Source organism: Cupriavidus gilardii, assembly GCF_013314895.1.
Lineage (GTDB): Bacteria > Pseudomonadota > Gammaproteobacteria > Burkholderiales > Burkholderiaceae > Cupriavidus > Cupriavidus gilardii_C.
This window is the reverse complement of the sequence record NZ_JABTYE010000001.1, coordinates 293,119-314,710: the sequence shown is the minus strand read 5'-3', so window position 1 is coordinate 314,710 and position 21,592 is coordinate 293,119. Positions and strand designations below refer to the sequence as shown.

20 protein-coding genes are annotated in these 21,592 nt (G+C 68.3%); 10 read left to right on the top strand and 10 right to left on the bottom strand.

Annotated features, from left to right (window positions below; translation table 11 throughout):
* Nucleotides 1–89: 89 nt before the first annotated feature.
* The 5 genes from accC to HTY53_RS01430 form a co-directional block, all read right to left on the bottom strand.
* Entirely contained in the window at nucleotides 90–1,457 is a 1,368-nt protein-coding gene (gene accC / locus HTY53_RS01450; RefSeq protein WP_174104595.1) for an acetyl-CoA carboxylase biotin carboxylase subunit, read from the bottom strand.
* A gap of 150 nt (nucleotides 1,458–1,607) precedes the next feature.
* A complete protein-coding gene (gene accB / locus HTY53_RS01445) occupies nucleotides 1,608–2,069 on the bottom strand; it encodes an acetyl-CoA carboxylase biotin carboxyl carrier protein (RefSeq protein WP_174104594.1) in 462 nt (153 codons plus the stop codon).
* 176 nt (nucleotides 2,070–2,245) lie between these two features.
* Nucleotides 2,246–2,689: a type II 3-dehydroquinate dehydratase gene (gene aroQ / locus HTY53_RS01440; RefSeq protein WP_174104685.1), complete on the bottom strand. Its 444-nt coding sequence runs from the start codon at nucleotides 2,687–2,689 to the stop codon at nucleotides 2,246–2,248.
* 274 nt (nucleotides 2,690–2,963) lie between these two features.
* Nucleotides 2,964–3,539 (bottom strand): TlpA family protein disulfide reductase, encoded by a 576-nt coding sequence (locus tag HTY53_RS01435; RefSeq protein ID WP_174104684.1) that lies wholly within the window; start codon nucleotides 3,537–3,539, stop codon nucleotides 2,964–2,966.
* Between the two features lie 49 nt (nucleotides 3,540–3,588).
* Entirely contained in the window at nucleotides 3,589–4,299 is a 711-nt protein-coding gene (locus HTY53_RS01430) for a UDP-N-acetylmuramate--alanine ligase (protein ID WP_174104593.1), read from the bottom strand.
* A gap of 211 nt (nucleotides 4,300–4,510) precedes the next feature.
* Between HTY53_RS01430 and mpl the strand changes: the two genes are divergently transcribed.
* From mpl to mtgA, 8 genes are all read left to right on the top strand, one after another.
* Nucleotides 4,511–5,893: a UDP-N-acetylmuramate:L-alanyl-gamma-D-glutamyl-meso-diaminopimelate ligase gene (gene mpl, locus HTY53_RS01425; protein ID WP_174104592.1), complete on the top strand. Its 1,383-nt coding sequence runs from the start codon at nucleotides 4,511–4,513 to the stop codon at nucleotides 5,891–5,893.
* Nucleotides 5,894–5,907: 14 nt separating this feature from the next.
* On the top strand, nucleotides 5,908–6,573 hold the full coding sequence (locus tag HTY53_RS01420; RefSeq protein ID WP_254599732.1) for a YqiA/YcfP family alpha/beta fold hydrolase: 666 nt from the start codon (nucleotides 5,908–5,910) through the stop codon (nucleotides 6,571–6,573).
* Nucleotides 6,566–7,192, top strand: coding sequence for a chorismate--pyruvate lyase family protein (locus HTY53_RS01415; RefSeq protein ID WP_174104591.1), 627 nt, complete (start codon nucleotides 6,566–6,568; stop codon nucleotides 7,190–7,192). The genes HTY53_RS01420 and HTY53_RS01415 overlap by 8 nt, the downstream gene beginning before the upstream one ends.
* A gap of 48 nt (nucleotides 7,193–7,240) precedes the next feature.
* Nucleotides 7,241–7,981, top strand: a complete 741-nt coding sequence (fabG, locus tag HTY53_RS01410; RefSeq protein ID WP_174104590.1) for a 3-oxoacyl-ACP reductase FabG — start codon at nucleotides 7,241–7,243, stop codon at nucleotides 7,979–7,981.
* Between the two features lie 228 nt (nucleotides 7,982–8,209).
* On the top strand, nucleotides 8,210–10,408 hold the full coding sequence (locus tag HTY53_RS01405; protein ID WP_174104589.1) for a ribonuclease catalytic domain-containing protein: 2,199 nt from the start codon (nucleotides 8,210–8,212) through the stop codon (nucleotides 10,406–10,408).
* A gap of 60 nt (nucleotides 10,409–10,468) precedes the next feature.
* Nucleotides 10,469–11,338: an energy transducer TonB gene (locus HTY53_RS01400; protein ID WP_174104683.1), complete on the top strand. Its 870-nt coding sequence runs from the start codon at nucleotides 10,469–10,471 to the stop codon at nucleotides 11,336–11,338.
* An 18-nt stretch (nucleotides 11,339–11,356) separates the two neighbouring features.
* A complete protein-coding gene (gene aroE, locus HTY53_RS01395) occupies nucleotides 11,357–12,241 on the top strand; it encodes a shikimate dehydrogenase (protein ID WP_174104682.1) in 885 nt (294 codons plus the stop codon).
* 130 nt (nucleotides 12,242–12,371) lie between these two features.
* Nucleotides 12,372–13,073, top strand: a complete 702-nt coding sequence (gene mtgA / locus HTY53_RS01390) for a monofunctional biosynthetic peptidoglycan transglycosylase (protein ID WP_174104681.1) — start codon at nucleotides 12,372–12,374, stop codon at nucleotides 13,071–13,073.
* Between the two features lie 34 nt (nucleotides 13,074–13,107).
* Here mtgA and corA read toward each other — a convergent pair whose 3' ends face one another.
* Both corA and HTY53_RS01380 read right to left on the bottom strand, forming a co-directional pair.
* Complete coding sequence (corA, locus tag HTY53_RS01385; protein WP_174104588.1) at nucleotides 13,108–14,070, bottom strand: magnesium/cobalt transporter CorA; 963 nt, start codon at nucleotides 14,068–14,070, stop codon at nucleotides 13,108–13,110.
* A gap of 552 nt (nucleotides 14,071–14,622) precedes the next feature.
* Nucleotides 14,623–15,519 carry a DMT family transporter gene (locus HTY53_RS01380; protein WP_174104587.1) on the bottom strand — a complete coding sequence of 299 codons (897 nt, stop codon included), beginning with the start codon at nucleotides 15,517–15,519 and terminating at the stop codon, nucleotides 14,623–14,625.
* 252 nt (nucleotides 15,520–15,771) lie between these two features.
* Between HTY53_RS01380 and pyrF the strand changes: the two genes are divergently transcribed.
* Nucleotides 15,772–16,614 (top strand): orotidine-5'-phosphate decarboxylase, encoded by an 843-nt coding sequence (pyrF, locus tag HTY53_RS01375; RefSeq protein ID WP_174104586.1) that lies wholly within the window; start codon nucleotides 15,772–15,774, stop codon nucleotides 16,612–16,614.
* Nucleotides 16,615–16,638: 24 nt separating this feature from the next.
* On the opposite strand, the gene HTY53_RS01370 is transcribed toward pyrF, so the two are convergent.
* The 3 genes from HTY53_RS01370 to thiL all read right to left on the bottom strand — a co-directional run bounded on the left by HTY53_RS01370 (nucleotide 16,639) and on the right by thiL (nucleotide 18,898).
* A complete protein-coding gene (locus tag HTY53_RS01370; RefSeq protein ID WP_149316625.1) occupies nucleotides 16,639–17,136 on the bottom strand; it encodes a CinA family protein in 498 nt (165 codons plus the stop codon).
* Between the two features lie 61 nt (nucleotides 17,137–17,197).
* Nucleotides 17,198–17,764, bottom strand: coding sequence for a phosphatidylglycerophosphatase A family protein (locus HTY53_RS01365; protein ID WP_174104585.1), 567 nt, complete (start codon nucleotides 17,762–17,764; stop codon nucleotides 17,198–17,200).
* Nucleotides 17,765–17,884: 120 nt separating this feature from the next.
* A complete protein-coding gene (gene thiL, locus HTY53_RS01360) occupies nucleotides 17,885–18,898 on the bottom strand; it encodes a thiamine-phosphate kinase (protein ID WP_174104584.1) in 1,014 nt (337 codons plus the stop codon).
* Between the two features lie 315 nt (nucleotides 18,899–19,213).
* Between thiL and HTY53_RS01355 the strand changes: the two genes are divergently transcribed.
* Nucleotides 19,214–21,562 carry an NADP-dependent malic enzyme gene (locus HTY53_RS01355; RefSeq protein ID WP_254599731.1) on the top strand — a complete coding sequence of 783 codons (2,349 nt, stop codon included), beginning with the start codon at nucleotides 19,214–19,216 and terminating at the stop codon, nucleotides 21,560–21,562.
* The last annotated feature ends 30 nt before the right edge of the window (nucleotides 21,563–21,592 follow it).

Here is a 21,592-nt window from a genome sequence, read left to right as displayed (position 1 = left end):
CATGCTGGCCGCCTGCCGTGGTAGGCGGGGCGGCCGTCAAACTGCCGATACTGCTCTGCTCTGCTCTGTTCGGCTCTGCTCAGACCCGCTCAGACCTTCTCGCCCTTGGCCACGCTCTTCTGGGCCAGGCGGTGCTCCAGATAATGGATGCTGGTACCGCCTTCGACGAAGTTGGCGTCGAGCATCAGCTCGCGGTGCAGCGGCACATTGGTCAGGATGCCGTCGACCACCATCTCCGACAGCGCGATCCGCATGCGGGCGATGGCCTGCTCGCGGGTGGCGCCGTAGGTGATCAGCTTGCCGATCATCGAATCGTAGTGCGGCGGCACGAAATAGCCATCATACGCGTGCGAGTCGACCCGCACGCCGGGGCCGCCCGGCGCGTGCCAGGCGGTGATGCGGCCCGGCGACGGGGTGAACTTGAACGGATCTTCGGCGTTCACGCGGCATTCGATCGCGTGACCGCGGAACTGCACGTCCTTCTGGCGGAAGCGCAGCTTTTCGCCGAAGGCGATGCGGATCTGCTCCTGCACGATGTCGATGCCGGTGATCATCTCGGTGACCGGGTGCTCGACCTGCACGCGCGTGTTCATCTCGATGAAGTAGAACTCGTTGTTCTCGTACAGGAACTCGAAGGTGCCGGCGCCGCGATAGCCGATCTTCTTGCACGCCTCGGCGCAGCGGTCGCCGATCCGGTCGATCAGACGGCGGGGAATGTGCGGGGCAGGCGCTTCCTCGATGACCTTCTGGTGGCGGCGCTGCATCGAGCAATCGCGCTCGCCCAGCCAGATCGCCTGGCGATGCTGGTCGGCCAGCACCTGGATTTCGATGTGCCGGGGGTTCTCCAGGAATTTCTCCATGTAGACCTCCGGATTGCCGAACGCGCGGCCCGCTTCCTCGCGCGTCATGTTGACGGCGTTCAGCAGCGCGGCCTCGGTGTGCACCACGCGCATGCCGCGCCCGCCGCCGCCGCCGGCCGCCTTGATGATGACCGGATAGCCGACCCGGCGCGCGGTGGCCAGGATTTCCTTCGGGTCCTCGGGCAGCGCGCCCTCGGAGCCCGGCACGCACGGCACGCCCGACTTGATCATCGCCTGCTTGGCCGACACCTTGTCGCCCATCAGGCGGATGCAATCCGGGGTCGGGCCGATGAAGACGAAGCCGGACTTTTCCACGCGCTCGGCGAAGTCGGCGTTCTCCGACAGGAAGCCGTAGCCCGGGTGGATCGCCTGCGCGTCGGTGACCTCGGCCGCCGAGATGATGGCGGGCATGTTGAGGTAGGACTGCGGGGAAGGCGCCGGGCCGATGCAGACGGCTTCGTCGGCCAGCTTGACGTACTTGGCCTCCTTGTCGGCTTCGGAATAGACCACCACGGTCTTGATGCCGAGCTCGCGGCAGGCGCGCTGGATGCGAAGGGCGATTTCGCCGCGGTTCGCGATCAGTATTTTTTCGAACATAGTCTCTCTCTGCGCAGCAGAAGGGCGGTCACGCCCGGGCCGGCAACGGACGCCTGCGGCGAGCGAGGCGTCCGGCGGCCAGCGGCGCACGCCGCCACGCGACGCGCCCGCAATCAGGCGGGCGCACGGCGGGGCGTGCCGTCCTCAGAATCAGCCGATGACGAACAGCGGCTGGCCGTATTCGACCGCCTGGCCATTCTCGACCAGGATTTCCTTGATCACGCCGGCCTTGTCGGACTCGATCTCGTTGAGCAGCTTCATCGCTTCGATGATGCAGACGGTCTGGCCTTCCTTGACCGTGTCGCCGACGTTGACGAAGGGAGCCGCGCCGGGCGACGGCGCGCGATAGAAGGTGCCGACCATCGGCGAGGTCACGACATGGCCCTGGGGCAGCTGGGGCGCGGCCGTTTCGACGGGCATCGCGGCGGGCGCGGCGGCCGGAGCCGGCGCGGCGGCGATCGCCGGGGCGGCCTGCATCGGCATCGGCTGGGCCAGCACCTGGGGCGGCGCCTTGACGATGCGCACCTTGCCTTCGCCCTCGGTGACCTCCAGCTCCGAGATGCCGGATTCGGCCACCAGGTCGATCAGCGTCTTCAGCTTGCGCAGGTCCATCTTCTATCCTCCTGAATCGGGTTGTCCGGAGCGCCCGCCATGGCGGCGGCGCCCGGAGAAATCGTTGCGGCCGGCAATCGCGCCGCCGCGCCGGGCACGCCACGCGGCCGGCGAGGGCGCGCACACCGGCGCGCGCCAAGGGTACTGAGTCTGTTTCTATCTCTGTCGACGCGGGGTCAGGCCCCGGGCGGCGCCTGTTCCTGCCCGAGCGCGTAGTCCAGCGCCAGCAGGTAGCCCTGCCAACCGAGCCCGCAGATCACGCCGACCGCCAGATCGGAGAAATACGACCGGTGGCGGAAGCTCTCGCGTCGATGCACGTTCGACAGGTGAACTTCGACGAACGGAATCGACACGCCCGCCAGCGCGTCGCGCAGCGCCACGCTGGTATGCGTGTAGGCGGCCGGATTGATGATGATGAAATCCACGCCCTGCTCGCGCGCGGCATGGATGCGGTCGATCAGCGCACCTTCGTGGTTGGACTGGAACGTCGCCAGTCCGATGCCAGCGGCCGCGGCGCGCCGTCCGAGGGCGGCATCGATGTCGGCCAGGGTGGTCGTGCCATACGTCTGCGGCTCACGCGTGCCCAGCAGGTTCAGGTTCGGTCCATGCAGGACCAGCACCTGACGGTAGCGGGCAGCGCTTGGGCTTGGACGGGTATCGGTCACGGCAGCTCGACCAGTTCTACGAAATTGCGCGGAGATTACCGTAGCTTAGAGGGATTTGTCTAGCACACGGTACAAGGCGGATCCGCGTATTCCGCCGATGAGGGGCAGTGCACGCCGCATCCGGTCATTCTTGGCGGCACGCCGCTCCAGATCGCCGCAATTGCCGCCGGATTCGCCGCAAAAGCCGGCAAAACGGCGTTCCTCGGGCCTGCCGGCAGCGCGCCGCAAGCTAGCTTTTCGGCAGCACGGCCCGCAGCTCGTCGGGCATCACTCGACCCATCTTGCGCATCCGCACTACGCCTTGCGGATCGATCACCACCGTATAAGGCAGGCCGCCGGCGGCATTGCCGAAGCTGCGGGTCAACTCGGTGCCGGCAAATCCCGCCACCGCCAGCGGGTAGGCAACCGGCACCTTCTGGACGAACTCTCGAATATTGCTGGCCGAATCGATGCCGATGCCGACAAATTCGACGCCGCGCGGTTGATATTCCTTGTGCAGCGCGGTCAGGTCCGGCATCTCCTCGACGCAGGGACCGCACCAGGGCGCCCAAAAATTGACGACTACGGTCTTGCCGCGCAGCGTGTCCAGGCGCAGCGGCTTGCCCTCCGCGTCGGGCAGCTCGGTGCGGTACAGCGCTTCGACGGCCTGGTCGCTGGCGGGCTGCGGAGAAAAGACGCGGTGGCCCACCACGGCCCCGGCGATGGCGGCCGCGACGGCGATGGCGACCCAGAACAACAGGCGGCCGCGCCGCACCGGCTGGGCTGGCGAGGACGGAGGCGGGGATGTCGACGGATCGGCTTTCATCGTGGCATCGGCTAAAGAAGACGGAAGAATGGCGCGAGATCGGCGCAGTTTATATCGAATCGCCGTCGGCGGCCGCATCGCGGGCCGCCGCTTCGTCGGCGGCGATCAGCGTGCGCAGGGCGCCCACGTCGATCCGCAGCGGCCGGCCGCCGGGCTCGCCGCGTGCGCCGCGCTCGTCATTGGCGTCGTACAGCGCAATATGGATGCCGACCGGCGCGCCCAGTTCGGTCCTGACCTCGCCGGCCAGCAGGCGCGCCTCGCGCAGCGCGGGCCACTGGCCGCGCCACAGGAAGCTCAGCGTCTCGACCTCGCCGCGGTTGGCGAAGTGCCGGGTCTCGCTGGTATCGAAATCCACGCCGGCGTTCAGCAGATGCAGCGCGACGTCCTTGGGGCTGTCGCAGAAGCACTGCAGGTGGATGTCGGAATGTTCGGTCGCGGTCCCGTTGAGCACCGCCCCGGCCAGATACGGACGGAAAGCGGCCAGATCCTGCATCGCGAGCAGCGCCACGCGGCGCAGCAGCGCCAGGATGCGCGGCTGGCTGTCGGCATGGAACAGCGCCTGATAGGCGCGCACCTCGTCCTCGACCATCTCGTTGTCGGGCAGCCAGTCGCCGCCGATGCGGGCGTCGCCGAGCAACTGGCGGGCGGCCTTGCGCTTGGCGGTGGCGTAGTCGGCGCCGTCTTCGGCGATCATCCGGGCGGCGGCTTGCGCGATCTCGTTGCGCACGCGCGCCGGATCGATGGGGGTACGTCGTGACATTTCGCGATGATACTCCCGCTGCGGACCCGGCCCGATGCGCACGGTACAATGCGGCACTGCGACACGGTCGGCCGCGCCGATGCCAGGTCCCGCGCATCCTTGCCCGCCGCCGTTGCCCGCCATCGAACCCCGCAGTCGAGCCGGCATTGGCCATTCGCCGCGGGCTCGCGCCATCAACCCTCGCTTTCCATCCGGCTGTTCACCGATCCCCATGCATATTCATATCCTCGGTATCTGCGGCACCTTCATGGGCGGCCTCGCCTTGCTGGCCAGGCAGGCCGGCCATCGCGTCACCGGCTGCGACGCCAATGTCTATCCGCCGATGAGCACGCAGCTCGAGGCGCAGGGGATCGAACTGATCGAGGGCTTCGATCCGGCCCAGCTGTCGCTGGAGCCGGACCTGTTCGTGATCGGCAACGTGGTCTCGCGCGGCAATCCGCTGATGGAAGCGATCCTGGACCGCAATCTGCCCTATGTGTCCGGCCCGCAATGGCTGGGCGAGCATGTGCTGCGCGGCAAGTGGGTGCTGGCGGTGGCCGGCACGCATGGCAAGACCACGACCACGTCGATGCTCGCCTGGATCCTGCAGGACGCCGGCTACGAGCCCGGCTTCCTCGTCGGCGGCGTGCCGCAGAACTTCGGCGTGTCGGCCCGGGTCACGCCGTCCGACTTCTTCGTGATCGAGGCCGACGAGTACGACACCGCCTTCTTCGACAAGCGCAGCAAATTCGTTCATTACCGGCCGCGCACCGCGATCCTGAACAACCTCGAATTCGATCACGCCGACATCTTCCCCGATCTGGCTGCGATCGAGACCCAGTTCCATCATCTGGTGCGCACCGTGCCGCGCCAGGGCCGGCTGCTGGTCAACGGTCTGGAGGAGAGCCTGGCGCGCGTGATCGAGCGCGGCTGCTGGAGCGAGGTCGAGCAGTTCGGCACCGGCGACTGGCGCGCCAGCGATGCCACCGAGCCGGGCGCTGCGCTCGACGCCTTCGATGTCTGGCACGGCGAGGCCGTGGTCGGCCGCGTGCAATGGGCGCTGCAGGGCGTGCACAACCGGATGAACGCGCTGGCCGCGATCGCCGCCGCCCGCCACGTCGGCGTGCCGCCGGCGCAGGCGATCGAATCGCTGGGGCGCTTTGCCAACGTCAAGCGCCGCATGGAAGTGCGCGGCGTGGCGGACGGCGTCACCGTCTACGACGACTTTGCCCACCATCCGACCGCGATCCAGACCACGCTCGACGGCCTGCGCCGGCGCGTCGGCGCGGCGCGCATCCTGGCGGTGCTGGAGCCGCGCTCCAATACGATGAAGCTGGGCGTGATGAAGGCCCAGCTGCCGGCCAGCCTGGAACTGGCCGACCTGGTGTTCGGCTATGGCGCGCCCAGCGGCAAGGACGCGCTGGGCTGGGACCTGGCCGAGGCGCTGGCGCCGCTGGGCGAGCGCGCCGCGGCCTTCGACGATCTGGGTGCGCTGGTGGCCGCGGTACGCGCCGCGGCGCGGCCGGGCGACCACGTGCTGGTGATGAGCAACGGCGGCTTCGGCGGCGTCCATCAGAAGCTGCTGGACGCGCTGGCCACGCCGGCCAACGGTTGAGCGGAGCGGCGCCGATGCTGTTGTATCTGCACGGATTCCGTTCCTCGCCGCGCTCGTTCAAGGCGCAACTGGTGCAGCAACGGCTGCGCGAGCGGGGTCTTGGTCGCTACTACGCCTGCCCCATGCTGGACGTATCGCCGGCGCGGGCCATCGAACAGGCCGAGGCCGCGATCGCCGCGGCGCGTCTCTCGGAGCAGAGCGATCGGCCGCTGGCCATCGTCGGCTCCTCGCTCGGCGGCTACTACGCGCGCTGGCTCGGCGAGCGGCACGGCTGCCCCACGGTGCTGCTCAATCCCGCCGTGCACCCGTGGACCGATCTCGAACGCCATCTCGGCGAGCAGCCGTTGTGGCATGGCGGCGGCTCCGTCAAGGTCGAGCGCCGTCATCTGCAGGAACTGCTGGATCTGCGCGTCGATACGCTGAGCCATCCCGAGCGCTTCTATTTGATCGCCGCGACCGGCGACGAGGTGCTCGATTACCGCGAGATGGTGGCGTCCTGCCCGGGCGCACGCATCCGCGTGATCGCGGGCAGCGACCATGGCATCAGCGAGTTCGCCGACTATGTCGACGAGGTGCTCGACTTCTGCGGCTACGGCGACGACAACGGGATCGACAACGACAGCGGCAAAGACAACGGCATCGACAACGACATCGCGGGCAAGGACGGCGGCAATGCCTGATGCATCTGCGGCGCGCGTGCGCCGCTGTGCCTGGAGCGGGCATCTGCCGTTCGACGCAGCGCTGGGGGCCAATCTGCGGCGCTGGATCACCGGCGAAGGCTCGCTGACCGCGCGCCTGATCACCGCCTCGTCCCGTTTTCGCGTCAGCAAGCTGTCGCAGCGGATGGAGCGCCCGCTGGCCGACGAGTGGCACATGCTGGGGCTTGGCGCGCCGCTGCCCGTGATCGCCCGCGACGTGCTGCTGGTCTGCGACAACACGCCGGCGGTGTTCGGCCACACCATCGTCCATCCGCGCCATGCCCGGCGCGACTGGCCGTTTCTCGGCGGACTGGGCGACCGGCCGCTGGGCGGCGCGCTGTTCGTCGATCCGCGCGTGCGCCGCGACCCTTTCGAGTTCGCTCGCCTGCTGCCGCATCATCCGCTGGCGCAGCGGCTGCGCCGCGCGCTGCCCGAATTCGGCGAAGAGCTGGCGTCGATCATGCTGCCGGCGCGGCGCTCGGTGTTCCGGCGCGGCGCCGGCGTGATGCTGGTGACCGAGGTGTTCCTGCCCGACCTGGCCACGCGGCCGGCGCCGCGCACCGCGTCCGGCATGCCGGTGCCGATGCGGCCGCCGCGATAAAAAAAAAGCGATAACGACAGCCAACCCCACTACCACGAGAACGCAACGATGAAACTTCAGGGACGGATTGCCATCGTCACCGGCGCCGCCGCCGGTATCGGCCTTGCGACCGCGCGGCGCTTCGCCGCCGAGGGCGCCATCGTGATCCTGTGCGACGTCAACGCCGAGCGGTCCCGGCAGGCGGCCGCGCAGCTGGCCGCCGAGGGTGCGACCGTCGGCGCGCACCAGGTCGACGTGACGCAGCGCGACCAGGTCGACGCGATGGTCGCGGCGACGCTGGCCGAGCACGGGCGCATCGACATCCTGGTCAACAATGCCGGCATCACCAAGGACGCGCGCCTGGTCAAGATGACCGAGGCGCAGTTCGACGCGGTGATCGACGTCAACCTGAAGGGCGTGTTCCACTGCGCGCAGGCCGTCGCCCCGGCGATGATCGAGCAGGGTCGCGGCGTGATCCTGAACGCCTCCAGTGTGGTCGGCCTGTATGGAAATTTCGGCCAGACCAATTACGCGGCCAGCAAGTTCGGGGTCATCGGCTTCACCAAGACCTGGGCGCGCGAACTCGGGCCCAAGGGCGTGCGCGTCAACGCGGTGTGCCCGGGCTTCGTCGCCACCGAGATCCTGCAGACGGTGCCGGACAAGGTGCTCGACGGCATGAAACAGGCCTGCTGGCTGGGCCGGCTCGCCGAGCCAGAGGAGATCGCCAGCATCTACGCGTTCCTTGCCAGCGACGACGCCAGCTATATCAACGGCACCGCGATCGAGGCCAGCGGCGGCATGTCGCTCTGACGTCGCGCTTGCGGGCCGCGGGCCCTGCCGGACACGATTTATTGCGTGGCCGGGCAGACGGCCGCGGCAGCCCGGTACGGTATCATTGACGACCGGCCGCCGCGCCCGATGCGCGCGGCCCATGACCCCCGCCCGGCCCGTGCCGGGCGGTGACGCTTATCCATTTCCGAGGCGGGCAGCGCGCCTCGCCGACGCCCGGTTTCCGGCATATCTGAAAGACCCGATCCCATGCAGTTGTTGTTCGAGGAAGGCGGCGAGATCCGCGCCGGTACCGTGCTGAACCAGCAAGGCGAGGCCTATCAGGTCGAATTGCCCGCGGGCAAGCGCACCAAGGTCAAGTCGCGCGACGTGCTGCTGCAGTTCGCGCAGCCGAGCGCGGCCGAGCTGATGTCGCAGACCGCGGCGCTGACCGGCGAGATCGATCTCGATTTCCTGTGGGAATGCGCCCCCGAGCAGGAGTTCGGCTTCACCGAACTGGCCGCCGAGTACTACGGCGCCGCGGCCAGCCCCGCGCAGCAGGCGGCCCTCGCGATGGCGCTGCACGGCAATCCGGTCTACTTCCGCCGCAAGGGCCGCGGCCGCTACCAGCGCGCGCCCGAGGACCAGCTGAAGGCAGCGCTGGCTGGGCTCGAACGCAAGCGCCAGCAGGCGCTGGTGCAGGGCGAATACGAACAGCAGTTGAAGGCCGGCGTGTTGCCCGAGGCGTTCCGCGGCAAGGTGCTGACGCTGCTGTTCAAGCCGGACAAGAACAGCCTGGAATACAAGGCCCTCGATGCCGCCTGCACCGCGCTCGGCAAGTCGCCGATGCGGCTGATGATCGAGGTCGGCGGCGTGCCGAACGCGCGCGCGCTGCACGAGGCCCGCTTCCTGTCGGAATGCTTCCCCAAGGGCACCGGCTTCCCGGAGATCACGGTGCCGGAGCCGGGCGCAGACCTGCCGCTCGCGCCGGTCGAGGCCTTCTCGATCGACGATGTGACCACCACCGAGATCGACGACGCGCTGTCGGTGATGCCGCTGGACGAGGGGCGCCTGCGCATCGGCATCCATATCGCGGCGCCGGGACTCGGCATCCGCCGCGGCGATCCGCTCGACGCGGTCGCCCGGCAGCGGCTGTCGACCGTGTACTTTCCCGGCGACAAGATCACGATGCTGCCCGACGCGGTGGTCGAGCGCTACACGCTGCAGGAAGGGCGGCAGTGCCCGGCGCTGTCGCTGTACGTGGTCTACGACCCGGCCGCGCAGCAGATCCTGGCCAGCGAGACCCGTGCCGAGATGGTCCAGATTGCCGCCAATCTTCGCCACAACCTGCTCGATGACGTCGTCACCGAACAGGCGTTGACCGAGGGCAGCGGCGACTATCCGTTCCGCGAGGCGCTGACCGCGTTGTGGGGCTTCGCCAATTTTCTGTACGACGAGCGCCAGCGCGCGCGCATCGCCAGCGGCCTGCGGCCCGAGTCCCACAGCCGCGCCGACTACAGCTTCTATCTGGACGAGCAGGCCGACGGCAGCCAGCGCGTGCGCATCGAGCAGCGCAAGCGGGGCTCGCCGCTGGACAAGATCGTCGCCGAGCTGATGATCCTGGCCAACAGCACCTGGGGCAAGCTGCTTGCCGACCATGGCGTGCCGGGCATCTACCGCACGCAGAAGGCCTGGGGCATGCATCGAACCCGGATGCAGACCTATCCGGCACCGCACGAAGGGCTGGGCGTCGCGCAGTATGCGTGGAGCACCTCGCCGCTGCGCCGCTACGTCGATCTGGTCAACCAGTGGCAGATCATCGCGGCCGCGCAGCACGGCGTCACCGCCAAGCTGGTGGCGCCGTTCAAGCCCAAGGACGCCGATCTGCTGGCCGCGGTGGCGGACTTCGAGGGCACCTATGCCGCCTATGCCGAGCACCAGTCGACCATGGAGCGTTACTGGTGCCTGCGCTGGCTCGTGCAGGAGAAGCGCGAGCGCATGATGGCGACCGTGCTGAAGGACGGCGCGGTGCGCTTTGCCGAGATTCCGCTGGTCACGCGCGTGCCCGAACTCGCGCAGGCCGCCCGCGGCACCCAGGTGCTGCTCGAGATCGCGGGCACCGACGAGCTGACGCTGGAAGTCAGCTGCCGGGTGCTGGAAGTGTTCGCCGGCGAAGGCGAGCTGCCGGCCGAAGAACTCGAGGGCGACGAGGAATCGGCGGAGGTCTCCGCCGAAGCCGCCGCCGAGGTGGCCGCCGAGCAGGCCGCGGAAGAGGCCGCCGAGCAGGGTGCCGAGACGGTGCCGGAGACGTTGGACGGTGCCGGTACCGAACCGCCGGCCGAAGCCATCCTCGACAACAGCGCCGACAACAGCGCCGACAACAGCGCCGACGACAACGCCGACGACAGCGCCGATGGACGCGACGGCGCTGCCAAGAGCGCCGGCAACAGCGGCTCCGCTGCCTCCTGATCCAGGCCCGCCGTGAACCTCGCCCGCGCTTCCCGCCAGTGGTGGCAAGGCAGCAGCACGATGGCCAGGGCCATCGCGATCTCGCTGGCCGTGCATGCGCTGCTGCTGGCAGTGCGCTTCGGCGCGCCGCAGGCCTTCGAGATCAAGCGCAGCGATACCGCGCTCGACGTGGTGCTGGTCAACGCCAAGTCCGGCCAGCAGCCGCTCAAGCCCGCCGCGCTGGCCCAGGCCGATCTCGATGGCGGGGGCGACCATGAATGGCAGCGCGCCAGCACCCCGCTGCCGGCGCAGCCCATCCCGCGCGAGGGCGATCTGGTGCGCCAGGTGCAGCGCCGCGTCGATCTGCTCGAGGAGCGCCAGCAGCGACTGATGACGCAGCTGCGCGAGAGCGCGCCGCCGGTCCACAGCCAGCCATTGCGCCCGGGCGAACGGCGGCTCGATACGCCGGCGCGCGGGCAGGACGAGCACGATTCGCTCGACGAGATGGCGCGTCTGGAGGCCGAGATCGGCCGCAATCTGGAACACTACGCGCGCCGGCCCAAGCGCCACCAGATCACGGCAACCAGCGCGCAGCAGGTGGTCTACGCGCGCTACTACGACCGCCTGCGCAGGAAGATCGAGGCGCGCGGCACCGCCGACTTTCCGCGCCGCGGGGGCCAGCCGCTGTACGGCGAACTGATCCTGGTGATCAACGTCGACCGGCACGGCCGGCTCGGTTACGAGCGCGGCGGCTATCGCGTCGACGGTGTCGAGCTGGTCAAGAGCTCCGGCAACCCCGCGCTCGACCGCCAGGCCATCGCGATCGTGCGCGCCGCGGCGCCGTTCGGCGAGTTTTCGCCGGAGATGCGGGCCCGCTACGATATTCTCGAAGTGATTTCGACGTTCAAGTTCTCGCGCAGCGGGCTCGAAACCCGGCTGCAAGGCCGATAAATGTCTACCTCTACCGAAATGCCCAATGCAGATCTCGCTGTGGACCGCTACGCGGTGGTCGGCAATCCGATCGCACACAGCCGCTCGCCGCAGATCCACGCCGCCTTCGCGCGCCAGACCGGGCAGGCGCTCAGCTACGAACGTCTGCTGGCGCCGCTCGATGGGTTTGCCGATACCGTGCGCCAGTTCTTTGCCGAGGGCGGCCAGGGCCTGAACGTGACGACGCCGTTCAAGGTCCAGGCGTTCGAACTGGCGGACCGACTGACGCCCGGCGCGGAAGCCGCCGGCGCGGTCAACACGCTTTGGATGGAGGACGGCCTGCTGCACGGCGACAACACCGACGGTATCGGCCTGGTGCGCGACATCGTCGACCATCTCGGCGCCGAGCTCGAAGGACAGCGGATCCTGCTGCTGGGGGCCGGCGGTGCCGCGATGGGTGCGATGCTGCCGCTGATCGACTGTCGCCCCGAGCGCATCGTGGTGGCCAATCGCACCGCGGACCGTGCCAGCGAGATGCTCGAGAACTTCGCCGAGGCGGCTGGCGAGGCCGGCGTCGAACTGTGGGGCGGGGGCTTCGATGCGCTGGCAGGACTGTCCGAGGAGGATGGCTGCCAGGTGGTGATCAATGCGACCGCAGGCAGCCTGCAGGGCGATGTGCCGCCGGTGCCCGAGGCGCTGCTCGGCGCCGGCGTGCTGGCCTACGACATGATGTACGGCGCGGAGCCCACCGTGTTCCTGCAATACGCGGCGGCGCAGGGCGCGCGCACCGCCGACGGGCTCGGCATGCTGGTCGAACAGGCGGCGCAGGCGTTCTATCTCTGGCGCGGCGTGCATCCCGACACCGCGTCCGTGCTCGACGAACTGCGGGCCGTGCTGCGCGCCGAGGCCCAGGCCGGACGCTGAGCCCCGCGCATCCCGTTCTTCCCGCTACGCCGATCGACCGACCGACGCGAGTTCCGCCTTGGCCAATCGCAAACGCGCCGTCCGTTCCCGTGCCGCCGCCGCTTCCGCGCGCGCTGGCGCTTCCGCGCCGCTGCGCTGGCTCGCGTGGCTGGTCGGCAGCGTGCTCGCCGGCGTGGTGGCGATGCAGGTCTACTTCTTCCTGCAGATCGCGGCATGGCAGGTGGTCGATCCCGGCCCGACCTCGTTCATGCGCGCCGAGCGCTGGCGCCTGTGCGGCTGGAACGTCTGGAGCTGCGGCATCGAGCGGCAGTGGGTCCCGTATGGCGAGATCTCCCGCAATCTGAAGCGGGCCGTGATCGCCAGCGAGGACGCCGACTTCGTCAATCATCCGGGCTACGACCTCGACGCGATGCTCGATGCATGGGAGCGCAACAAGAAGCGCGGCCATATCGTGCGCGGCGGGTCGACCATCACGCAGCAGCTCGCCAAGAACCTGTTCCTGTCGCCCGAGCAGCATTACCTGCGCAAGGGGCAGGAGCTGATGATCACCTGGATGCTGGAGTTCTGGCTCGACAAGCAGCGCATCTTCGAGATCTATCTGAACTCGGTCGAGTGGGGCGAGGGCGTGTTCGGCGCGGAGGCCGCCGCGCGGCATTATTTCAAGACCGGCGCGGGGCGCCTGAGCGTGGGTCAGGCGGCGCGCCTGGCGGCGGCGCTGCCGGCGCCGAAATGCTTCGACAAGAAGCAGTACTGCGCCCATGTGCGCCTGAACTTCCGCGCCAAGGCCGGCATCATCGCGCGCCGGATGGGGTCGGCCACGCTGCCGGATTGAGGGAATCCGGCAGCGCGGCAGGTCGTTGCGGCCGTCAGCTGAGCCAGCCCTTGCGGCGGAAATAGATCAGCGGAATTGCGGCCGACACCGCCATCAGCGCGATCGCCCACGGATAGCCGGCGGCCCAGTCTAGCTCGGGCATCACCTTGAAGTTCATGCCATAGACGCTGGCGATCAGGGTCGGCGGCATCAGCGCCACCGACACCACCGAGAACAGCTTGATGATCTTGTTCTGGTTGATGTTGATGAAACCGACCGTGGCGTCCATCAGGAAGTTGATCTTGTCGAACAGGAACGCGGTGTGGTTCTCGATCGAATCGATATCGCGCAGGATCTGGCGCGCCTCGTCCTGCTGCTCGGTCGACAGCAGCTGGCTGCGCATCAGGAAGGACAACGCCCGGCGGGTGTCCATCACGTTGCGGCGGATGCGGCCGTTGCGGTCTTCCTCGCGCGCGATGGTCTCGAGCACATCCGCGGCGGCGGCGTCGGTCACGTTCTCGGCCAGCACGCGCTTGCTGGCGTCCTCCAGCCGTTCGTAGATTTCCTCGATCGAGTCGGCCGAGTATTCGGCGTCGGTCGCGTACAGATCCATCAGCACGTCCTTCGCATTGCGCACCGAGCCGGGCCGCATGCGCGCGCGCAGCCGGACCAGCCGGAACACCGGCAGATCCTCGTCGTGGATGGAGAACAGCACGTTCGGGGTCAGCACGAAGGCCACGCGCACGTTGCGCGAGACCTCGTCCTCGTCCAGCAGGAAGTCGGTGCGGATATGGATGTTCTCATCCTCGCCCTCGAAATAACGCGCCGAGGCTTCGAGGTCGCCGAGATCCTCGAGCTCGGGCAGGGCCACGCCGTAGGCTTCCTTGATCCAGTCCAGTTCCTCGTCGTCCGGGCTGACGACATCGATCCAGATGGGCTTGTGCTGCAGCAACTCGTTGCGGTCGTCGACCTGCTCCTGGGCGAGCCGGCCTTTCTGCAGGACGAACAGATTGATCATCCCCGGTATTCCTTATGCCGTGCGATGAAGAAAAGCGGCAGGCAGGCTTGCGGCACGGCCGGGCCGCACCCTTCGCGACAGCGAATGGCGGGCTCGAAGGCAAGCGTGATCGCGCTGCGCGCACGGGCCGCACAAGGCGATGGCGTTTGCCGTTGATGGCTGGCAAGCCGGGAGAGGGAAGTCCGCAACCACGCGGTGGGCCTTGCTGGATCGATCGAATGAGTCGGATCGATCGAATCGACCGAATCGATGGCCGCCGGTGGCAGTACGGAAAAACACTCGCCCGCAGTGTGCTGCGGGCGGGTTCGGCGAGCGTCCGACCTTGGGTGGTCCGGACGGGGTCGTCGTTACGCAGCCCGCAGAGACATGGCATTCGTAGAGGTCGCGGCTTTGCCGCGGCAACTCGAACACCCGATGCTACTGCCCACGTAATTTCTCCGGGATTATGGATGGGCGCGAGTGTAGCCCAACGCGACCGCGTTTGTTAAGTGAAATCTCAATGAAGCGCCCCCGTGGCCGGGCTGCGACCTTGCGGTACCGCTGGGCCGGCCCTCAGGCGCGACGGCGCAGCCGCGGCATCAGCAGCGGCACCAGCAGCACCGAGGCCAGCGCGGCAAACATCAGCACGATGGCGGCGTAGTCCTGCCAGTGCGGCTGCTCGCCGAGCATCCACATGCCCGAGAAGACGCCAACCACGGGGATGAACATGATCGACAGGCTGGAGACCACCGGCGGCAGCGAGCGGGCCAGCGCGAACCACACCAGATGGCAGAAGGCGAACACGACCACCGCGTTGTACAGGATCGCCGCCCATTCGATCGCGTTCGGCATGCGCCAGCCGTCCTCGAACAGCAGCGTGCCGGCCAGCAGGAAGGGCAGGGCCACGGCCAGCATCCAGAAGGTCAGCGTGCCGAGCGGGATATCGACGGGGGTGCGCTTCATCAGCTGGGTGCCGTAGCCCCAGCCGGCCGCCGCGGCCAGCATCATCACGGTGCCGGTCGGGCTGCCGGTCAGCGCGCCGAATTCGCTCGACATCAGCAGCAGCGTGCCGGCCAGCGCGCAGCCGATGCCGACCCAGGCCCAGGCGGAGATGCGCTCGCGAAACAGCAGCAGGCCCCACACCACGGCCCAAATCGGCATCGTGTAGCCGAGGATCGCGGCGCGGCCCGACGACAGCATCTTGACCGCGCCGATCGCCAGCAGATGCCAGATCACCATGTTCGGCAGCGCGAGCTTGAACACCGTGCCCCAGGTCTCGCGGGGCAGCGTCAGCGGGATGCCCTTGGCGCGCAGCGCCAGTCCCAGCGCGATCAGGCCGCCGGCCATGCACAGCAGGCGGAAACCCAGCGGCGGGAAATGCGCCACGCCGATCTTCATCACGGGCCAGTTGACGCCCCAGGCGAGCGTCAGGGCGACGAGCAGGGCAAGGTTGCGGCGATCGAGAGTCATGGAGGGAGGCGGTTACCGGTGCGTTACCGCTCTTTCTATTGGGTTCGTCGGTGGGAAAAGCGCAAGGAAGATAGCATGCAACGGGTAAAATTGCCGGCAACGACCCGACCGTCGCCGACTGCGCGCTTGCCTAACGATATTGCCCGGGATATTCCCGCGATATTCCCTGGACAGGCCCGCGGGCCGGCGCATGATGGCCAACGGTCCGCCGCCGCCCATCCCGGGCGCGGATGCCACGCATTCGAGCGATCCATGACCCGTCCTTACGTTCCTCCCGTCCCGTTCACCGAGCAGCTGACCCAGGCCTGGCGGCGCAACGATTCGCTGCTGTGCGTCGGGCTCGATCCGGACCCGGGCAAGCTGCCGCTGTCGCTGACCGGCGCCGGCGGCGCGATCTTCTCGTTCTGCCGGGAGATCGTCGACGCCACCGCCGACCTGGTCTGCGCCTTCAAGCCGCAGATCGCCTACTTCGCCTCGCAGCGCGCCGAGGACCAGCTCGAACAGCTGATCCACTATATCCACGACGCCCATCCCGGCATCCCGGTAATCCTCGACGCCAAGCGCGGCGACATCGGCTCGACCGCGCAGCATTACGCGATCGAGGCGTTCGAGCGCTATCAGGCCGACGCGGTCACGGTCAGCCCCTATATGGGTTTCGATTCGGTGGAGCCGTACCTCGCCTATCCGGAGCGCGGTGTCATCGTGCTGTGCCGGACCTCGAACCCGGGCGGCTCCGACGTGCAGTTCCTGCAGGTCGAAGGCAAGCCGATCTATCAACTGGTCGCCGAACAGGCTGCGGCGCGCTGGAACACCACCGGCCAGATGGGGCTGGTGGTCGGCGCGACCTTCCCCAACGAAATCGCCAAGGTGCGCGAGCTGGTCGGCGACATGCCGCTGCTGATTCCCGGCATCGGTGCCCAGGGCGGCGATATCGAGGCCACGGTCAAGGCTGGCCGCAGCGCCGACGGTACCGGCATGATGATCAATTCGTCGCGGGCCATTCTGTACGCCAGCCGCGAGAAGGACTTCGCCGCCGCCGCGCGCCGCGCCGCGCTGCAGACGCGTGACACGATCAACCGCTTCCGGCAGGGTTGAACCAGGGGCCGGGCGCCGCGGCGCTCAGGCTTCGTTGCGCACCAGATCGAGCAGGCCGCGCATCGCATGCTCGGCGGCCTGGCGCCGGATCTGCTGGCGGTCGCCCTTGAAGCGCTGGGTCTCGACCCGGGTCACGATTCGATTGCTCCAGCCGAAGCAGACCATGCCGACCGGCTTCTCCGGCGTGCCGCCGGTCGGGCCGGCCACGCCGGTGATCGACAGCGCCACCTGGGCGCGGCTGTTGAGCAGCGCGCCCTCGGCCATCGCATGGGCGACTTCCTCGCTGACCGCGCCGAAATCGCGGATCAGCTTGGCCGGCACGCCCAGCATGGTGCTCTTGGCTTCGTTCGAGTAGGTCACGAAACCGCGTTCGAACCAGCCGGACGAGCCTGCGACGTCGGTGATGGCGGCCGCCACCAGGCCGCCGGTACAGGACTCGGCGGTGGCCACCATCAGCGATTTTTCCTTGAGGGCGATGCCGGCCTGGACGGCAAGCTGGTCGAGCAAGCGGCTGATGGACATGATGACGGCTCTCGTGCTGGCGGTGAATCGATACGGTTCGGATGCGGCGGCGCGGATGCGCTCAGAACGAGCGCCACAGCGCGAACACCAGCAGCGTGTAGAACGCCGCGACCAGATCGTCGAACATCACGCCGAAGCCGCCGCGCAGGCCCGGGCCTTTCAGCGTGCGGTCGTAATAGGCGATCGGCGCGGGTTTGGCCATGTCGAAGATCCGGAACCACAGGAAGGCGGCGAACTGACCCCAGAAGCCGGTCGGCATCACGAAGGCCAGCACCAGCCAGAACGCCACGATCTCGTCCCACACCATGCTGCCGTGATCGTGCACGCCCATCGCGCGCGCGGTCCGTGCGCAGGCCCACAGGCCGAGCAGAAAGCCGCCGCCGATGATCCACAGCCAGGCGGAGGGCTGCACCCACAGCGAGATCACGACAAAGGACAGCCAGCCGTACAGCGTGCCGACCGTGCCGGGCATTACCGGCGACAGGCCGGAACCGAGGCCCAGCGCGATGAAATGCGCGGGATGGGACAGCATGAAGCGCGCCGTCGGGCGCAGGATCTTGGCGGTCTGACCCGCCTCCAGCGTCATCGCGGGATCGGGAGACGCCGAACCGGGAGGATAGGCGGACATCAAGGTATTTGGCTCGTTTGTTATATCGCGGTCGGGGGCAGAACCCGCCGGCGCGGAAGGCGACCGGGTGGCGCCGCGCTCCGCAGCATGGCGGCATCATGACATGCCGCCGTCCCGCTGTCAGGGGTTGGCGAAATGATCGAAGCTTCGGACCTGGAAGGCGACCGGCGCGCCACCGCCATCGACCAGACGCAGCCCGGGCTCGGCGGTGATCGTGCCGACCCGGGTCAGCTGCAGCGCGAGCCGTTCGGCCAGCGCCGCCAGCGGCTCGCGCGCGCCGGCCGGGGCGGTGAAGCACAGCTCGTAGTCGTCGCCGCCGGCCAGCACGCATTCGAGCTGGCAATCGTGCGGCTGGTGCGCCATGACCTCGGAACGCGGCAGCGCGTCGACGTCTAGCAGCGCGCCGACCTGCGAGCGCTCCAGAATATGGCCCAGATCGCCGACCAGCCCGTCCGAGATGTCGAGCGCGGCGTGGGCGAGTCCGCGCAGCGCCATGCCCAGCGCGACGCGCGGGGTCGGCGTGTCCATGCGCGGCCGCACCAGCGTGAAGTCGGGCTCCGGCAGCAGCCATTCGCCGCGGCAATCGCCCAGCGCCAGTCGGGCGTCGCCCAGCGTGCCGGAGATCCAGATATCGTCGCCGGGCCGGGCAGCGTCGCGCCGCAGCGCGCTGCCGCGCGGCACATCGCCGAACACGGTCAGCGACAGCGTCAACGGGCCCCGCGTGGTGTCGCCGCCGACCAGCTCGCAGCCATGGGCGTCGGCCAGTTCCAGCATGCCGGCGGCGAGCTCGGCCAGCCACGCGGGCTCGGCCTCTGGGAGCGCCAGCGCCAGGGTGAACGCGCGCGGCTCGGCGCCCATCGCCGCCAGGTCGGACAGATTGACGGCCAGCGCCTTGTGCCCCAGCGCGCGCGGCGGCACGTCGGGGAAGAAGTGCCGGCCGCTGACCAGCATGTCGGTGCTGACGGCCAGCAGATGGCCGGGGCGCGGGTCCAGCAGCGCGCAGTCGTCGCCGACGCCGAGCACCGCCTTGCGGGCCGGACGTGTGAAATAACGGCGGATCAGTTCGAATTCAGACAACTGCGCGGAATGGTGCGCGGGAGGGTGCGCGGCGGAGTCGCGGTCGGTCGGAGGCATGCTGGAGTCGGCTCGGAAACCCGCCCGGCGGGGGCGCGGCACGAGGCCCGGAGAGTCCTGGGAGAGCGCCGCCGGGCGAGGCCGGGGACGGCTTGCGCGGCTGGTCAGTGCCGCCCACATCCGGCATATTGTACCGAAACGCAAAGGTGCCTCTCGCAAAACGCTTATTGTGAAATAAAATTTCACAATATAAAATGCGGGGCTCGATCGAGAGACAGCCAGGAGACAGCGGGCAGGTGGAGCCGGCCCGCGAGGGTGTGTTCCCACCGTTTTCCGCTTCGTCAAACACGGCTCCACAGACCGGAAGATGCGCCGATGACCAGTCCTTCGCAGCCCGCTTCGCAGCCGAATTCGCAGGCAATTTCGCAAGACGAACTGAAACAGCAGCAGCGCGAGGCGCTGCGCAAAGCCGCCCTCGAGTATCACGAGTTTCCGACCCCGGGGAAGATTTCGGTCACGCCGACCAAGCCGCTGTCGAACCAGCGCGACCTGGCGCTGGCCTACTCGCCGGGCGTTGCGGCCGCTTGCGAAGAGATCGTCGTCGATCCGGCCAATTCCTTCCGCTACACCGCGCGCGGCAATCTGGTCGGCGTGGTCACCAACGGCACCGCGGTGCTCGGCCTGGGCGACATCGGCCCGGCGGCATCGAAGCCGGTGATGGAAGGCAAGGCGGGCCTGTTCAAGAAGTTCGCCGGCATCGACGTGTTCGATATCGAGATCGACGAGAAGGACCCGGAGAAGCTGGTCGAGATCATCGCGTCGCTCGAGCCGACATTCGGCGGCATCAATCTTGAAGACATCAAGGCGCCGGAATGCTTCTACGTCGAGCGCAAGCTGCGCGAGCGGATGAAGATTCCCGTCTTCCACGACGACCAGCACGGCACCGCGATCGTGGTCGGCGCGGCGGTCATCAACGGGCTGCGCGTGGTCGGCAAGGACATCAAGGACGTCAAGCTGGTCGCCTCGGGCGCGGGCGCCGCGGCGCTGGCCTGCCTGGATCTGCTGGTCGATCTCGGCCTGCCGCTGTCCAACATCTGGGTGACGGACCTGGCCGGCGTGGTCTACGAGGGCCGCACCGAGCTGATGGATCCGGAGAAGGCGCGCTTCGCGCAGAAGACCGACAAGCGCAAGCTGGCCGAAGTGATCGACGGCGCCGACATCTTCCTCGGCCTGTCCGCGGCCGGCGTGCTCAAGCAGGACATGGTGCAGCGGATGGCGGAGCGCCCGCTGGTGCTGGCGCTGGCCAACCCGAATCCGGAAATCATGCCGGAGCTGGTCAAGGAAGTGCGTCCCGACGCGGTGATGGCCACCGGCCGCACCGACTACCCGAACCAGGTCAACAACGTACTGTGCTTCCCGTTCATCTTCCGCGGGGCGCTGGACGTGGGCGCGACCACTATCACCCGCGAGATGGAAATCGCCGCGGCGCATGCCGTCGCCGAACTGGCACGGCAGGAGCAGAGCGACATCGTCGCCACCGCCTACGGCATCCAGGATCTGTCGTTCGGCCCCGAGTATCTGATTCCGAAGCCCTTCGATCCGCGCCTGATCGTCAAGGTGGCGCCGGCCGTCGCGCAGGCCGCGATGGATTCCGGCGTGGCGACCCGCCCCATCGAGGACATGGAGGCGTACAAGCTGCAGCTGCAGCAGTTCGTCTACCACTCGGGCACGCTGATGAAGCCGATCTACGCCGCCGCCCGCAAGGTGGCGATGGAGAAGAAGCGCATCGTGTTCGCCGAGGGCGAGGAAGAGCGCGTGCTGCGTGCAGTGCAGGTGATCGTCGATGAAAAGCTGGCCAATCCGATCCTGATCGGCCGTCCGGCCGTGCTGACGCACCGGATCGAACGCTTCGGCCTGCGCCTGCGCATGGGCGTGGATTTCACCGTGGTTAACCCCGAGCACGACGAGCGCTTCCGCGACTATTCCGACACCTACTACCGGATGATGGCGCGCCAGGGCGTGACGCCGCAGTACGCCAAGCTCGAAATGCGCCGCCGCACCACGCTGATCGGCGCGATGCTGGTGCACAAGGGCGAGGCCGACGGCATGATCTGCGGCACGGTCAGCAATACCGCCGCGCATCTGCGTTATATCGACCAGGTGCTGGGCGGCACCAACGAGGTCTACGCGGCGATGAACGGCCTGGTGCTGCCGGGCCGCCAGATCTTCCTGGTGGACACCCACGTCAATGTCGACCCGACCGCGTCGGAACTGGCCGAGATCACGATCATGGCGGCCGAGGAGCTGAAGCGCTTCGGCATCGAGCCCAAGATCGCGCTGCTTTCGCATTCGAACTTCGGCTCGTCCGAGGCGCCGTCGGCGCAGAAGATGCGCGAAACCCTGGCGATCCTGCGCGAACGCGCGCCGGAACTGGAAATCGACGGCGAGATGCACGGCGACTGCGCGCTGGACCAGAAGCTGCGCGACCAGCTGGTGCCGGACGGCACGCTCAAGGGCGAAGCCAACCTGCTGGTGTGCCCGAACATCGACGCAGCCAATATCTCCTACAACCTGCTGAAGACGGCCGCCGGCAACAACGTCGCGATCGGCCCGATCCTGCTGGGCGTCAATGCGCCGGTGCATATCCTGACGCCGTCGGCCACTGTCCGCCGGATCGTCAATATGACGTCGCTGGTGGTGGTGGACGCGGCGGCGAAGCGGTAAGAACTCGCCGGGTGAGTGCCGGAGCCGGGG